Genomic DNA, 13,292 nt, shown 5'->3' on the forward strand with positions numbered 1-13,292 from the left:
CTTTTAATTTACAATTGTAAACAAAACGATGCATTGAATTGTTTACAACTGTAATCAATATCAATTGTTGAACTGTAGACCTTACCACTGGAACATTACCACATACCATTATAACTACACTTTGATATAGTAAAAATCTTTAATTCAGTAGATTAATTATACCCAAGTATACTAAAGATTCAACTATAAACCTACAATCATAAGGACGTATTGCGTATGACGCACATATTGTTTAGTTTTGTAAACAATAAAACAACACTGTTTTTGTTTACAAATGTAACACATGGTCAATTCAGCTGATTTTACAAAGAGAATCCATAAAATCATGGAAAAAAATGATTTGAACGCATCATCATTTGCAGAAGCTATACACGTAGGTCGCAGTTCAATCTCACATATTTTATCTGGACGTAACAAACCTAGTCTAGATCTAGTCATGAATATTGTAGATCAATTTCCAGAGGTAGATCTATATTGGTTACTAAACGGTAAAGGTTCTTACCCTAAAAAGGAAATGATTGAGACTCCTGCTGCTCAACCAGTAGCTCCTACCGTTAAAAAAGAAGATAAAATTGAAACAACCGCTGCTGTAAATCCACCAGTCACTCCATCACCAGATTTATTTTCCACTCCAAAACCCGAGATCACCAAAGAAACGGAAACATTAATTAAAGGGAAAAATATATCAAAAATAATCGTCTTGTATAGTGACGGAAGTTTTAAAGATTACTTCCCAGAATAGATGAGCTATTGCTTAAATTTGTTTAAAAATAAGAGATGCGTATTTTAGGAATTCTTATGTTAGTTTTGATGACTAGTTCATGTTATCAAGTTGAAAGAGATTGTTCAAATTTCAGAACAGGTACCTTTATATGGGAACAAGAAAGTGGTGGTAAATTATTGAAAACAACTTTTACAAGAACAGAAGAATTCCAAATTGAAACCTATGAAGGTGTTATTGACAGTTCTCGAGTAGAGTGGATAAATGATTGTGAGTGGAGAATTATTCCTATCAATCCAAAAACAAATGCAGATAGTAGAGCTTATCTTTTTAGAATATTAAACACGACTGAAGATTCTTATACATTTGAATTTAAACAATCTGGTCGTGAACAAACGTATCAAGGTACTGCCGTAAAAAAATAAATCACATATTATGTTTGAAATTTTCTCAAGTGCAAACGCGTGGATCGCTTTAGTAACATTGATATTTTTAGAAATTGTACTAGGTATAGATAATATCATATTTATTTCCCTAGCGGCAGACAAGTTACCAGCAGATCAAAGAAAGAAAGCTACTAACATAGGTTTAGCGCTTGCGATGATTTTACGTATCGCACTACTCTTTGGGATTAGCGTTTTGATATCTCTACAGGCTCCATGGTTTATATTTGATTGGGGCTGGGCTCACGGATCCATATCTGGGCAGTCTTTAATTCTTATCGCTGGTGGTATATTCTTATTATATAAATCTACTCAAGAGATTTATGAAAAAGTTGAAGACATAGGACATGATCAAAGAGAGGTCAAACGCAAGAGAACATCTGCACTATCAAAAGTTATCATGGAAATCACTATGATTAATATTGTCTTTTCTTTTGATAGTATTCTGACAGCTATAGGAATGACAAATGGTTTGAGTGATGATCCAGATGGAGCTTTACTATTAATGATCATAGCAATCGTAATATCTGTTATCATTATGCTGGTATTTGCTCATCCTGTTGGAAAGTTTGTAAATAAGCATCCATCGGTACAGGTTCTAGGACTTGCCTTTTTATTATTGATTGGGTTTATGCTTATTGCTGAAGGTGCTCATATGGCCGATCTAGTTATCTTTAATCAAAGTACCGGTACAATTCCTAAAGGTTACCTATACTTTGCTATTTTCTTCTCAATGTTCATTGAATTCTTGAACTTTAAATTGCGAAGTAAAAAAATCAAGACTAAGAAGACAACAGATCTTTTAGAAGAGGATGAAAAAATAAATTAGACCATTCACTTATACTCATAAATTAAATAGCGCCGTAAATAATTAATTTACGGCGCTATTTAATGAAGTAATCATATTTATCGACCACCGTTAGGCCTACCACCTTGACCAGGTCCACCAGAACGTCTCTCTGGTACTGGAGCGTTTTTAAGCTCTTCTAGTGATAGAAAACCATCATCATCTGTATCTATCTTATCAAAATCATTTTTGAGCGGTCCTTGCACCTCTTCTATAGATAATTTTCCGTCTTTATTTGTATCCATTTGCTGTATAAGAGTTGCCGCATCAGGCTTTTCTCCATTTTTAGAAGTTGCTGCTTCTTCAGTTGTATTTGTTGAACCACAACTCGTTAATACTACAACTCCTACTGCTATTGCTACTGATTTAAGTGCTTTCATATAAATTGGTTTTCTTATTTGACTTAATCTATGTACAATAGTTTAGTGGTGACATAAAAAAAGCCCATCGTTAGAGATGGGCTTTTTAAATTACGCTTTCGCGAAAGCGATATAAATACTTCTAATCGTTACTTAAGGCATCCAATCTTTTTTCTAATGCATCAATACGCTCCAGTGATTGTTCTAATTTTTGAATTCTTAATTCTTGAGTTTTTAATTTAGAATGCAGTTCTGTTATATAAAGAAATTGTTCTTCTAATTTTTCTAAGTTTTTCAGTGCTGTCTCTGTAACATTTACTGTCATTCCTTGAGCTTCAATATCCTCAATAGACTTCACTCCTATTAAATGTCCATTAGCCTTAACGAAAGCTTCTGCCTCATCAATAGTAGGAAATGTATAAGTTTTACTTAATTCTGATTTGCCTTCATAGTAGATATCAAATACATAATCTGCATAACCAGCAACACCTGTTGAAGACACAAAATTATTTGCTGTAATGGTTCCCGTAGTTTTAATATTTGCTGATACAGCTTCTAGTTCAGAAATGTTACCTAATATCAGTTGATTATCTTTTGTGGTGGTAGCACCATCGCCTAATGCAATAGATCTATTGTGCTTAACCACGGCACCAGTACCTATTGCAACTGAGTTAGAAGCAGCACTATTGCTAGCTCTAGATTGAGAACCTATTGCAATATTGCGAGTTCCTACCGCAGTGGCAGTGTTACCTATCGTGATAGCATCTACACCACTAGATGTTGATTTCTTACCTATAGCTATTGCGGTGTCTTGTGATGCTTTGGCTTCAAAACCTAGTGCTAATGATTCTGTACCAGAGGCATTTGCTTTATTTCCTAAACTAGATGAATTGTTTGCACTTGCTTTTGCTTCGGCTCCTATTGCGGTGCTTAAAGCTCCACTTGCACCAGAATTGAATCCTAATGATGTTGCACTATCTGAAGAACTTAAAGCGTCTTGGCCAATTGCTAGAGATCGAGCACCATTAGAATTAGCATCTGTTCCTATAGCAAGTGCATTTTCTCCTAAAGCATCTGTATCTTCTCCTATCGCTATAGAATTTTGTTTTGAAGCACGTGCCATATTTCCTATAGCCACCGCAGAAATACTTTCTCCAGAAGAAGAATTCCCTATAGCTATACTATTAGTAGCAGTAGTACTAGATCTGTGACCCAGAGATATAGATTGATTACCGTTTGCATCAGATTCGTTTCCTATAGAAACTGCATTAAGATTATTAGATTTTGCGTCATCTCCAATTACTGTAGAACTTTCTCCTAGCGCTTGTGCATCGCTACCTATAGCGATTGCTGTAAGTGTCGCATCAGTATTTGCTCCTACGGCAATGGCATTAGATCCAGATGTATCTGCATTTCTACCGACATTTACAGAGTTTTGTCCTGTCGCATTTGTATTTGAACCTATAACAACAGAGTTTGCGGCTGTGTTGATGGCGGTATCACCTATGGTTACACTATTACCACCTGTATTATTAACGCTACTACCGATGGCTACAGAGTTGCTTGAAGTATTGGTAGCGCTATTACCTATTGCTATGACATCAGAACCGGTTGCTTTAGAAGTTGTACCTAATGCTAAAGCGTTAGTTCCTGTGGAAATCGCTAGATAACCAAAAGATGCTGCATTATCACCTGTAGCCTCAGAGTTGAATCCGACCGCAATAGCACGAGTAGATGCTGTAGAAGCATTTGCTCCTATAGATATAGCATATTGCTGTGGTGCTGCTGTTGATGATCCTATAGCAATTGAACTAGAGTTTGCGGCACTAGCGTTATGACCTATAGCTATTGTATTCACACCATTAACAATAGCATCACTTCCCATCGCAATGGCGTCATTATTACTAGCACTAGCGGACTCTCCTATAGCGATAGAGTTAGAACCATTTGAAGTACTCAAGCTACCTATAACTATAGCATTTTGAGCAGTTACAGAACTAGACTGTCCTAATGCAATAGAGTTTTGACCAGCCGCAGTTGATCGGTATCCTATAGCTGTAGCTGTATTATTACCTATTTGAGATTGATTACCTACTGCAACAGAATTTGACAAATTCCCAGCAGTCACATCTGCATTAGCACCTATAATCGTATTACCTGCACCGTTACTTACAGAATTACCTGCTTGATATCCAACGGCTACATGATTTGAACTGCGTGCATTTGCAAGAGATCCAACTCCTATTGCGGTATTATCAGCACTACTAGTTGCATAACGCATGGCATCATTACCTATAGCTGTATTATTTGAAGACGATACCGAATTCTCCAAAGCTTCATCACCTATCGCTGTATTAAAATTACCGTCTACATTTTTAGATAGACTTAAAGTACCTACCGCCATATTATCACGCCCAATCGTATTAAGAGTACCAGATTGATAACCTATAAATACATTCTGTTCTCCTTTTCTACCACTCGCATCTGTAGGCACAAAACTATTACCGGCGTCTTCACCTATAAATATAGACTTTGCTTCTGCAAATACTTCTAATTGACCAGATTCAGTCATTCTAAATCTTTGAATATCATTAACTTTAAATACTACATCTTGTGCTGTGGTGGTTCCCATAAAATGCTGGGTATCGTCAATGTTATCATTACCTTCTATATTCCAACCTGATCCACCTGCTGTAAAAGATATCCAATTTGTAGAGGCATTATCCCAGTAATAAAAACCAGGTTCATAATTTTCTAATCCTGTACCAGTAATGTTACGACTAACTGCCGTAGTAAGATATACAAGTAAAGATTGCTGGTTGATGTCTGGATTAGTAGTTGCAAAATCATCTACTCGTGGAATAAGTATTCCTGTACTAGGTAATGCTGGAGTATCTGTATTTATATCTAATGTTGCAAATGGATTATCAGTATTAATTCCGACTTGAGCAAAAAGAACGGTAGAAAGACTAAAAAAAAGTAGGGTAATAAAAATTCTCATAACGCTATTAATAGGGAATGCAAATTTATTATCTACTTATCCCTTTATGAGTAACGCCAAATTAAAAATGTAACAAAAAGACAAAAGGCTAAAATAAAAGACAAAATACACGTTTTCAGTCGGTTCAATATGCTTTTAACCGATGTTAAGACTTTTTAGATAGCAATTCATTTTGCTCTTTCATCAATTCTTTAAGGTCTGAAAGTAATTCAATATCCTTAGGTGTAACGACTGTTTTATCTTTAGAGTCATGTGACTTATTACGTAATTTGTTCATTCCTTTGACTACTAGAAATACGGTAAAACCGATTACAAGAAAGTCTAGACTTACTTGAAAAAACTCTCCATACCCTATTTCGATTGCCTTAGCCGCATCACCCGTTAGATCTGGATTTGCTTCTCTCAAAACCCATTTTTTGTCTTCATAATTGATACCGTCAGTAAGATATGACAGTGGTGGCAGTAATACTTTTTTCACTAAGGTCTGCACTACATTATTGAAAGCTGTTCCTATGATGATACCTATCGCCATATCAATCATATTACCTTTTACGGCAAATTCCTTAAATTCAGTTAGTATTCCCATCGTTTATAAATTGTGGTATAAAAATAAAAATCCTGCTTTCGCGAAAGCAGGATTAGATAAATAATTAACTTTTAAAAAAGACTCGCTTGTCCACTATCATCGATATCTGGATCTGGCGCATTATCATCTTTAACTTCTTTATTAGGTTTTGCTGCTGCATTAGCATTTGAAGGTTCAGTAGTAGACACTACCGTTTCGTCATTAACTTCGACCTCAACCGCTGGAGTGGTTTCTGGCTCTTCAAACGGTAATGGATCTAACCAGTTAATTTGTTTCACTTTACTTTTAGTAAGCTGGTTCCCTTGTGCACCTATTCCTTTAACCGCTATAAACTCATCTATATCAACAGGTTCATTAGGTGGTTGTTCTTTACCTCTGGGTTTGTTAAACACTAGCTCAGCAACAGGCTTATAGTCTGTAGAAATAACTTCAAGATAAGAACCTTCAACATCTGGCAGGAATGTTTCTTCTCTTTCCTCATTTTCAACTAAGAATCTCTTAACGTAAAATAATTCTTTTTCCCCATGAAAATATATAGCACTTATCGGTTTTTTAGGAGACCACTTCTCTAAAGCTATCATATCGTCATCAAAACGAGCTGTTACCTCAGGAATTATAGTTTTAACTAATCCTTTTTGATTGATAATTAACAATCGATCTTCTCCTCTGAATTCACCTAAAAGCTCACCTCTTCCATCAACATTTAAACGTTGTACCGTATCATCAAACCAAATTTTACGTGGTTTCAAGGTACTTACACCTTCTTCTTTAAGTTCTACTTTCTTAATGTTATACTTAGTCACTTGATTACCTCTGGATGCTCTACCTTTAATTAGAATCTCAGAGAAATCTAAATCCCATTTTACTTTCTTAATACTTCCTTGCTGGCGCAGATTTATACTTACAACCTCAGCCTCTCCATTAGGATTTGCACTAAAATAATGTACCTGAGATCCTTTATCTGCTTTACCCATAGGATATGCCTTATCTCTGGTCATACTCGTTACGGCAAACCTCTTTACATAACTAGGTCCTGTTTTACCATCTCGATAAATCACATTATATATGGTACGCTTATCTTTTTTCTTAAAGACAGCAACATGAATAATGTCTTTACCAATAAAGGTTTTAGCATCTACTTTAGTCACCATCATCGTTCCATCTTTAGTAAATACTATGATATCATCTATGTCTGCACAATCGGTAACATACTCGTCTCTTTTTAATGAAGTACCTATAAAGCCTTCGGCTCTATTTACGTAGAGCTTAGTGTTTCTCATCACTACCTTTGTAGCTACGATATCGTCAAAGGTCTTGATCTCTGTTTTACGCTCTCTTCCTTCTCCATAATTCTTTTTGAGAGATTTAAAGTAATCAATCGCATATTCAATAAGATGCTCTAGGTGATGCTTCAACTGTGCAATACGTTCTTCAAGAGCATCTATTTTTTGCTGTGCTTTATCAATATCAAATTTTGAAATACGTTTAATACGAATCTCTGTTAATCTCGTGATATCATCTACAGTAATAGCTCTTTTTAAATGACCTATGTGCGGTTTTAATCCTTTATCAATCGCAGTGATAACTCCATCCCATGTTTCCTCTTCCTCAATATCGCGATAAATTCTATTCTCAATAAAAATGCGCTCTAATGATGCAAAGTGCCACTGCTCTTCTACTTCATCAAGTTGTATTTCTAACTCTTGTTTTAATAAATCAACAGTATGATCTGCACTGCGACGCAACATCTCTGTAACACCTACAAATAATGGTTTATTATCTTCTATCACACAACCTAGTGGAGAGATACTGGACTCACAATTTGTAAAAGCAAATAAGGCGTCCATCGTTTTATCTGGAGAAATTCCAGCATGAAGATGAATCATGATCTCCACATCGGCAGCGGTGTTGTCTTCTATCTTTTTGATTTTAATCTTGCCTTTATCATTGGCTTTTAAAATCGAGTCGATTAAAGAGCTTGTATTTGTTGAATACGGTATTTCAGTGATGATTATCGTATTCTTATCTGGTGCGTGCATTTTTGCGCGCACACGCACTTTACCACCACGCAAACCGTCATTATAATTAGAAATATCGATTTCTCCACCAGTCGGAAAATCCGGATATATAGTAAATCTTTTACCTTGTAAATGCTTTATAGAAGCATCTATTAACTCAATAAAATTGTGTGGTAACACTTTAGTACTTAGTCCTACTGCGATTCCTTCAGCACCTTGTGCGAGTAGTAACGGGAATTTTACCGGTAGGTTAACAGGTTCTTTACGACGGCCATCATAACTGGATTGCCATTCTGTAATTTTAGGATTAAAAAGAATTTCTAGCGCAAACTTTGACAATCTTGCTTCTATATAACGAGAAGCCGCTGCAGGATCGCCTGTAAAGATATTTCCCCAGTTTCCTTGCATGTCTATGAGCATGTCTTTTTGCCCTATTTGTACCATGGCGTCACTGATACTAGCATCTCCATGTGGATGATACTGCATGGCATGACCTACAATGTTTGCTACCTTATTATAACGTCCATCATCTAGATCTTTCATAGACTGCATAATACGTCTTTGAACAGGTTTAAAACCATCTTCAATCGCTGGTACCGCACGTTCCAATATTACATAACTCGCATAATCTAAGAACCATTCCTTGTACATTCCCGTAATACGAGTAATGCTCTCCGTAGGTTCTATGATCTCGCCTTCATGGATTGGCTCTAATTCTTCGTTTTCTTCACTCATTTGTTAGTTAACGGTTATCGGTTAACAGTTGTTAGATTAATCACGCTTTCGCGAAAGCGTACTACACAGTATCTTCTTCAATTATATCAAGTTCTACCTTCAAATTATCGATGATAAACTCTTGACGATCCGGTGTGTTTTTACCCATATAAAAACGTAGTAAATCTTCAATACTCATATTATCATCTAGCATTAAAGGATCCAGACGCATGTCCTCACCTATAAAGTGCTTAAACTCATCAGGACTGATCTCACCTAGTCCTTTAAATCGGGTGATTTCTGGATTTTTTCCTAAGTCTGCTAGAGCAGCTGCACGTTCTTCTGGTGTGTAACAATATCTAGTTTCTTTCTTATTACGTACTCTAAAAAGAGGCGTTTGTAAAATATAAATATGTCCTTTCTTTATCAATTCTGGAAAGAATTGTAAAAAGAATGTGATAAGTAGTAATCTAATGTGCATTCCATCAACATCTGCATCAGTGGCGATTACGATTTTATTATATCGCAAATCTTCCATACTGTCTTCAATATTGAGAGCCGCCTGTAACAAGTTAAATTCTTCGTTCTCATAAACAATCTTTTTAGACATGTTATAAGAATTAAGTGGTTTACCACGCAAGGAAAAAACGGCTTGTGTATTAACGTTACGAGATTTTGTAATAGATCCACTAGCCGAATCACCTTCGGTAATAAATAAGGTACTATCTAGATTATTTTCTTTCTTACTGTCCGTTAAATGAACACGACAATCTCGTAACTTTTTATTGTGTAGACTTGCTTTTTTAGCACGATCTTTTGCTAGTTTTCTTATTCCAGAGAGCTCTTTACGTTCACGTTCCGCTTGAACTATTTTGCGTTGTAAAGCCTCTGCAACATCGCTATGTTTATGAAGGTAATTATCTAGTTTAGTTTTTAAAAAATCATTTATAAATGTGCGTACGGTAGGTAAATCACCACCCATATCTGTAGATCCTAGCTTAGTCTTAGTCTGTGATTCAAAGACAGGCTCCATAACTTTTATCGCAATAGCGCTGACTATAGATTTACGTATATCGCTGGCCTCATAGTTCTTACCATAAAACTCTCTTACCGTTTTCACAAGAGCTTCTCTAAAAGCGGCTAGATGCGTTCCTCCTTGTGTTGTATTTTGACCATTTACAAAAGAGTGATATTCTTCACTATACTGCGTTCTACTATGAGTAATTGCTACTTCAATATCTTCACTCCTTAAGTGAATTATAGGATATAAACGATCAGTGTCTAAAATATTTTCACTCAGTAAATCTTTTAAACCATTTTCAGAAAAGAATTTTTCACCATTAAACATAATGGTTAATCCAGGATTGAGGTACACATAGTTTTTCAACATACGCGCTACGTACTCTGGTCGGAATTTAAAATTCTTAAAAATCTCGCCATCGGGCACAAAGGTCATTTTAGTTCCTTTGCGTCGCGATGTCTCTTCTAACATCTCTTGATCATTCAATTCACCTCGAGAAAACTCGGCACTGGCGCTTTTCCCATCTCTGGTAGATTCTACACGAAAATAGCTCGATAGCGCATTTACAGCCTTAGTACCTACTCCATTTAACCCTACAGACTTTTTAAACGCACGACTATCATATTTACCACCAGTATTCATTTTAGAAACAACATCTACAACTTTACCCAGTGGTATACCACGACCATAGTCACGTACAGTCACACGTTCACCTTGTATAGAGACCTCAATGGTTTTACCAGATCCCATTACAAATTCATCAATAGAGTTATCGATGACTTCTTTAACTAAAATATAAATTCCATCATCTGCACTGGATCCATCGCCCAGTTTCCCGATATACATTCCAGGACGCATTCTGATGTGTTCTTTCCAGTCCAGTGAGCGGATGTTATCCTCTGTATATTGCGTGTTTTCAGCCATAAATTAATTCTGCAGTCTTTCCCGAAATATAAGTATATCTGTTTGAATTTCGCTTTCGCGAAAGCGAAATTAATTAACATCATTCTTAATTCAATTGTGGATAAATATCAACAGCTATCTAGACACCATAAAAGTCTAAAAAGCAGTAGTTTTAAGCTTTATTAAAAAATCATGAAAAAGTTATTATTACTACTCACTTTCTTAAGTCTATTGTCTTGTAATACAGGCCCTAAACAAGGTGAACCAGTTGACAATCAAGGAATCACTACTTTCTATTTTATAAGACATGCAGAAAAACGTACTGATCAAGGTAGCGATCCAGAACTTACTGAGGAAGGAAAAAAACGTGCTGATGCATGGGTAAATTACTTTTTCCTTAAAAATGTAGACAACATCATAAGCTCTGATTACAAACGTACCAAAGCGACCGCTGCACCACTTGCTGCAGCACACGACATGGATGTGGAAATCTATGATGTGCGCACGGTTAAGGCACTTGATTTACTAGAAAAATATAGAGGTAAAACGGTTGCGCTTTTTGGTCATAGCAACACCATTAATGAGTACACTAACCAACTTCAAAACGATAGTATTTATAACCCATTAGATGATAACGATTATGATTCTTATTTCTACGTACGTGTTAGCGAGTCAGGCAAATCTAGCGGTGTTAAGGAATCTATGGATTTTATGGAGGAATAACTATGAGCACACAACCCAACAACCCATTACACGGCATTAAACTGGCTCAAATCGTTGAAGATCTCGTAGAGAAATTTGGCTGGGATGAGCTGGGCGACCGTATAAGAATCAACTCTTTTAATACTAATCCTACTATAAAGTCAAGTTTAAAATTCTTAAGGCGTACCCAATGGGCTCGTGATAAAGTGGAAGCACTTTGGGTAGAGACCTGCGCTCCTGTAGATGAAGAAGAATAATCGATGCAACCACAGTATATTTTCTTAATCATATGGCTAATTGCAGCTATTTTGATCTGTACAAAATTTGTAATTGACGGTAGAAAAGCGCTAAAACCTTTTCCTAAACTGGATAATTCCAATTTTATCTATCAAGAAGATGGTGCTTCTGGCTATTCAACAAAATCTTTTATTACAAAATATGGCGGTGCAAATAAAGCTTTAAGAATAAGAGTTACTGATGAAGAATTATGGATTACTACAAACACCTTTATGGCAAGTATTGCAGACAGGTTTGACTTACTTCATAGAATACCAATACAAAACTTGAAGTCAGTATCGAGAAATCGTATGAAAATCCAAATTCAATTTGATCATAATGGAATTTCTAAAAGTATTATCCTGTTAAGTAAAGATCCTGAGAAGTTATTTCAATTATTAAATGCCAAAATGAGTTTTTAAGAGATAAACTGATGAAGCATCTAAAACAATAAAAAACCGAATCTACATAAAGTAGATTCGGTTTTTTTCATCAATTATATTTCGAGTTGAACCTCGAGATTTAATTTTTAAACATTAAACAAGAAGTGCATTACATCACCATCTTGCACGATGTAATCTTTACCTTCTATCTTAAGTTTTCCTGCTTCTTTTACTTTTGCTTCCGATCCATATTCTACAAAGGTATCATACTTGATTACCTCTGCACGTATAAATCCTTTTTCAAAGTCTGTATGGATGACACCAGCAGCCTGTGGTCCTGTTGCTCCGATTTTTACGGTCCATGCTCTCACTTCTTTTACTCCAGCAGTAAAATAAGTTTGCTGATTAAGCAATTTATAAGCACTACGTATCAACTTTGCACTTCCTGCCTCTTCTAGACCTATATCGGCTAGAAACATCTCGCGTTCTTCATAATCATCTAGTTCAGCAATATCTGCTTCTGTTCCTACAGCTAGAACGAGTACTTCAGCATTTTCATCTTTTACCATTTCACGTACCTGATCAACATATGCATTACCTGTCACTGCAGATGCGTCATCAACATTACATAAATACAATACAGGCTTATCTGTGATAAATTGTAAAGGCTTGATAAACTCATCATGAATAGCTTCATCAAATTCTATCGTACGTACAGATTTACCAGCTTCTAAAGCATCTTTAACTTTCATTAAAGCCTCTTCTTCTTTTTGAGCTTCTTTGTTACCTGTACGAGCAGCACGTTTTACTTTTTCTAGTTTTTTATCTACAGTTTCTAGATCTTTTAACTGCAACTCTATATCGATAGTTTCTTTATCACTTATAGGGTTTATTTTACCATCTACGTGTATGATATTATCATTATCAAAACAACGCAATACGTGAATGATAGCATCTGTCTCACGTATATTACCTAAAAACTGATTTCCTAATCCTTCTCCTTTACTTGCTCCTTTAACTAGTCCAGCGATATCCACAATCTCTACAGTTGCTGGAATCACACGCTCTGGATTAACTAGCTCTTCTAACTTTTTTAATCTAGGATCCGGTACATTTACCACACCTACATTAGGTTCTATGGTACAGAACGGAAAGTTTGCACTTTGTGCTTTGGCGTTAGACAGACAGTTAAAAAGGGTAGATTTTCCCACGTTAGGTAATCCTACTATTCCTGCTTTCATGTGTTGTAATGTTTGTTGTTATTGCGCTTTTGCGAAAGCGAGATAAACCATCATCACTATCTTAAAAGGCGTGCAAA

12 protein-coding genes are annotated in these 13,292 nt (G+C 35.8%); 6 read left to right on the forward strand and 6 right to left on the reverse strand.

Features of this window, described 5'->3' with window-relative positions:
* The first annotated feature begins 325 nt into the window (after positions 1-325).
* Genes IL45_RS04310 through IL45_RS04320 form a run of 3 tightly spaced genes read left to right on the forward strand, consistent with a single transcriptional unit; the run spans position 326 to position 1,993 of the window.
* Positions 326-742: a helix-turn-helix domain-containing protein gene (locus IL45_RS04310; RefSeq protein WP_235183318.1), complete on the forward strand. Its 417-nt coding sequence runs from the start codon at positions 326-328 to the stop codon at positions 740-742.
* A gap of 35 nt (positions 743-777) precedes the next feature.
* Positions 778-1,146 (forward strand): hypothetical protein, encoded by a 369-nt coding sequence (locus IL45_RS04315; protein ID WP_036580774.1) that lies wholly within the window; start codon positions 778-780, stop codon positions 1,144-1,146.
* 10 nt (positions 1,147-1,156) lie between these two features.
* Entirely contained in the window at positions 1,157-1,993 is an 837-nt protein-coding gene (locus IL45_RS04320) for a TerC family protein (protein ID WP_036580776.1), read from the forward strand.
* 77 nt (positions 1,994-2,070) lie between these two features.
* Here the strand turns inward: IL45_RS04320 and IL45_RS04325 are convergent, their stop codons facing one another.
* The 5 genes from IL45_RS04325 to IL45_RS04345 form a co-directional block, all read right to left on the reverse strand.
* The gene (locus IL45_RS04325; RefSeq protein WP_036580779.1) at positions 2,071-2,391 is read right to left on the reverse strand and encodes an EF-hand domain-containing protein; all 321 of its coding nucleotides are present in this window, start codon (positions 2,389-2,391) and stop codon (positions 2,071-2,073) included.
* 121 nt (positions 2,392-2,512) lie between these two features.
* Positions 2,513-5,371 (reverse strand): hypothetical protein, encoded by a 2,859-nt coding sequence (locus IL45_RS04330; protein ID WP_036580781.1) that lies wholly within the window; start codon positions 5,369-5,371, stop codon positions 2,513-2,515.
* A gap of 145 nt (positions 5,372-5,516) precedes the next feature.
* Positions 5,517-5,957, reverse strand: a complete 441-nt coding sequence (gene mscL, locus IL45_RS04335) for a large-conductance mechanosensitive channel protein MscL (RefSeq protein WP_036580784.1) — start codon at positions 5,955-5,957, stop codon at positions 5,517-5,519.
* Between the two features lie 71 nt (positions 5,958-6,028).
* Entirely contained in the window at positions 6,029-8,710 is a 2,682-nt protein-coding gene (locus tag IL45_RS04340; protein WP_036580786.1) for a DNA gyrase/topoisomerase IV subunit A, read from the reverse strand.
* 61 nt (positions 8,711-8,771) lie between these two features.
* Complete coding sequence (locus IL45_RS04345) at positions 8,772-10,634, reverse strand: DNA topoisomerase IV subunit B (RefSeq protein ID WP_036580788.1); 1,863 nt, start codon at positions 10,632-10,634, stop codon at positions 8,772-8,774.
* A 171-nt stretch (positions 10,635-10,805) separates the two neighbouring features.
* Here IL45_RS04345 and IL45_RS04350 point away from each other — a divergent pair, with 171 nt between their 5' ends.
* From IL45_RS04350 to IL45_RS04360, 3 genes are read left to right on the forward strand one after another with little or no spacing between them, the layout of a single operon-like run.
* Positions 10,806-11,336: a phosphoglycerate mutase family protein gene (locus IL45_RS04350; RefSeq protein ID WP_036580791.1), complete on the forward strand. Its 531-nt coding sequence runs from the start codon at positions 10,806-10,808 to the stop codon at positions 11,334-11,336.
* 2 nt (positions 11,337-11,338) lie between these two features.
* Entirely contained in the window at positions 11,339-11,572 is a 234-nt protein-coding gene (locus tag IL45_RS04355; protein WP_036580793.1) for a VF530 family protein, read from the forward strand.
* Positions 11,573-11,575: 3 nt separating this feature from the next.
* On the forward strand, positions 11,576-12,013 hold the full coding sequence (locus IL45_RS04360; RefSeq protein WP_106200846.1) for a hypothetical protein: 438 nt from the start codon (positions 11,576-11,578) through the stop codon (positions 12,011-12,013).
* A 107-nt stretch (positions 12,014-12,120) separates the two neighbouring features.
* Here IL45_RS04360 and ychF read toward each other — a convergent pair whose 3' ends face one another.
* A complete protein-coding gene (ychF, locus tag IL45_RS04365) occupies positions 12,121-13,215 on the reverse strand; it encodes a redox-regulated ATPase YchF (RefSeq protein WP_036580798.1) in 1,095 nt (364 codons plus the stop codon).
* Positions 13,216-13,292 lie beyond the last annotated feature (77 nt).

The organism is Nonlabens ulvanivorans (assembly GCF_000732625.1).
Classification (GTDB): domain Bacteria; phylum Bacteroidota; class Bacteroidia; order Flavobacteriales; family Flavobacteriaceae; genus Nonlabens; species Nonlabens ulvanivorans.

Bases quoted from the DNA above. Each gene is read 5' to 3' on its own strand.
- IL45_RS04325 (WP_036580779.1), bottom strand. From the start codon at position 2,391: ATGAAAGCACTTAAATCAGTAGCAATAGCAGTAGGAGTTGTAGTATTA.
- mscL (WP_036580784.1), bottom strand. From the start codon at position 5,957: ATGGGAATACTAACTGAATTTAAGGAATTTGCCGTAAAAGGTAATATG.
- IL45_RS04320 (WP_036580776.1), top strand. From the start codon at position 1,157: ATGTTTGAAATTTTCTCAAGTGCAAACGCGTGGATCGCTTTAGTAACA.
- IL45_RS04310 (WP_235183318.1), top strand. From the start codon at position 326: ATGGAAAAAAATGATTTGAACGCATCATCATTTGCAGAAGCTATACAC.
- ychF (WP_036580798.1), bottom strand. From the start codon at position 13,215: ATGAAAGCAGGAATAGTAGGATTACCTAACGTGGGAAAATCTACCCTT.
- IL45_RS04315 (WP_036580774.1), top strand. From the start codon at position 778: ATGCGTATTTTAGGAATTCTTATGTTAGTTTTGATGACTAGTTCATGT.
- IL45_RS04350 (WP_036580791.1), top strand. From the start codon at position 10,806: ATGAAAAAGTTATTATTACTACTCACTTTCTTAAGTCTATTGTCTTGT.
- IL45_RS04330 (WP_036580781.1), bottom strand. From the start codon at position 5,371: ATGAGAATTTTTATTACCCTACTTTTTTTTAGTCTTTCTACCGTTCTT.
- IL45_RS04340 (WP_036580786.1), bottom strand. From the start codon at position 8,710: ATGAGTGAAGAAAACGAAGAATTAGAGCCAATCCATGAAGGCGAGATC.
- IL45_RS04345 (WP_036580788.1), bottom strand. From the start codon at position 10,634: ATGGCTGAAAACACGCAATATACAGAGGATAACATCCGCTCACTGGAC.
- IL45_RS04360 (WP_106200846.1), top strand. From the start codon at position 11,576: ATGCAACCACAGTATATTTTCTTAATCATATGGCTAATTGCAGCTATT.
- IL45_RS04355 (WP_036580793.1), top strand. From the start codon at position 11,339: ATGAGCACACAACCCAACAACCCATTACACGGCATTAAACTGGCTCAA.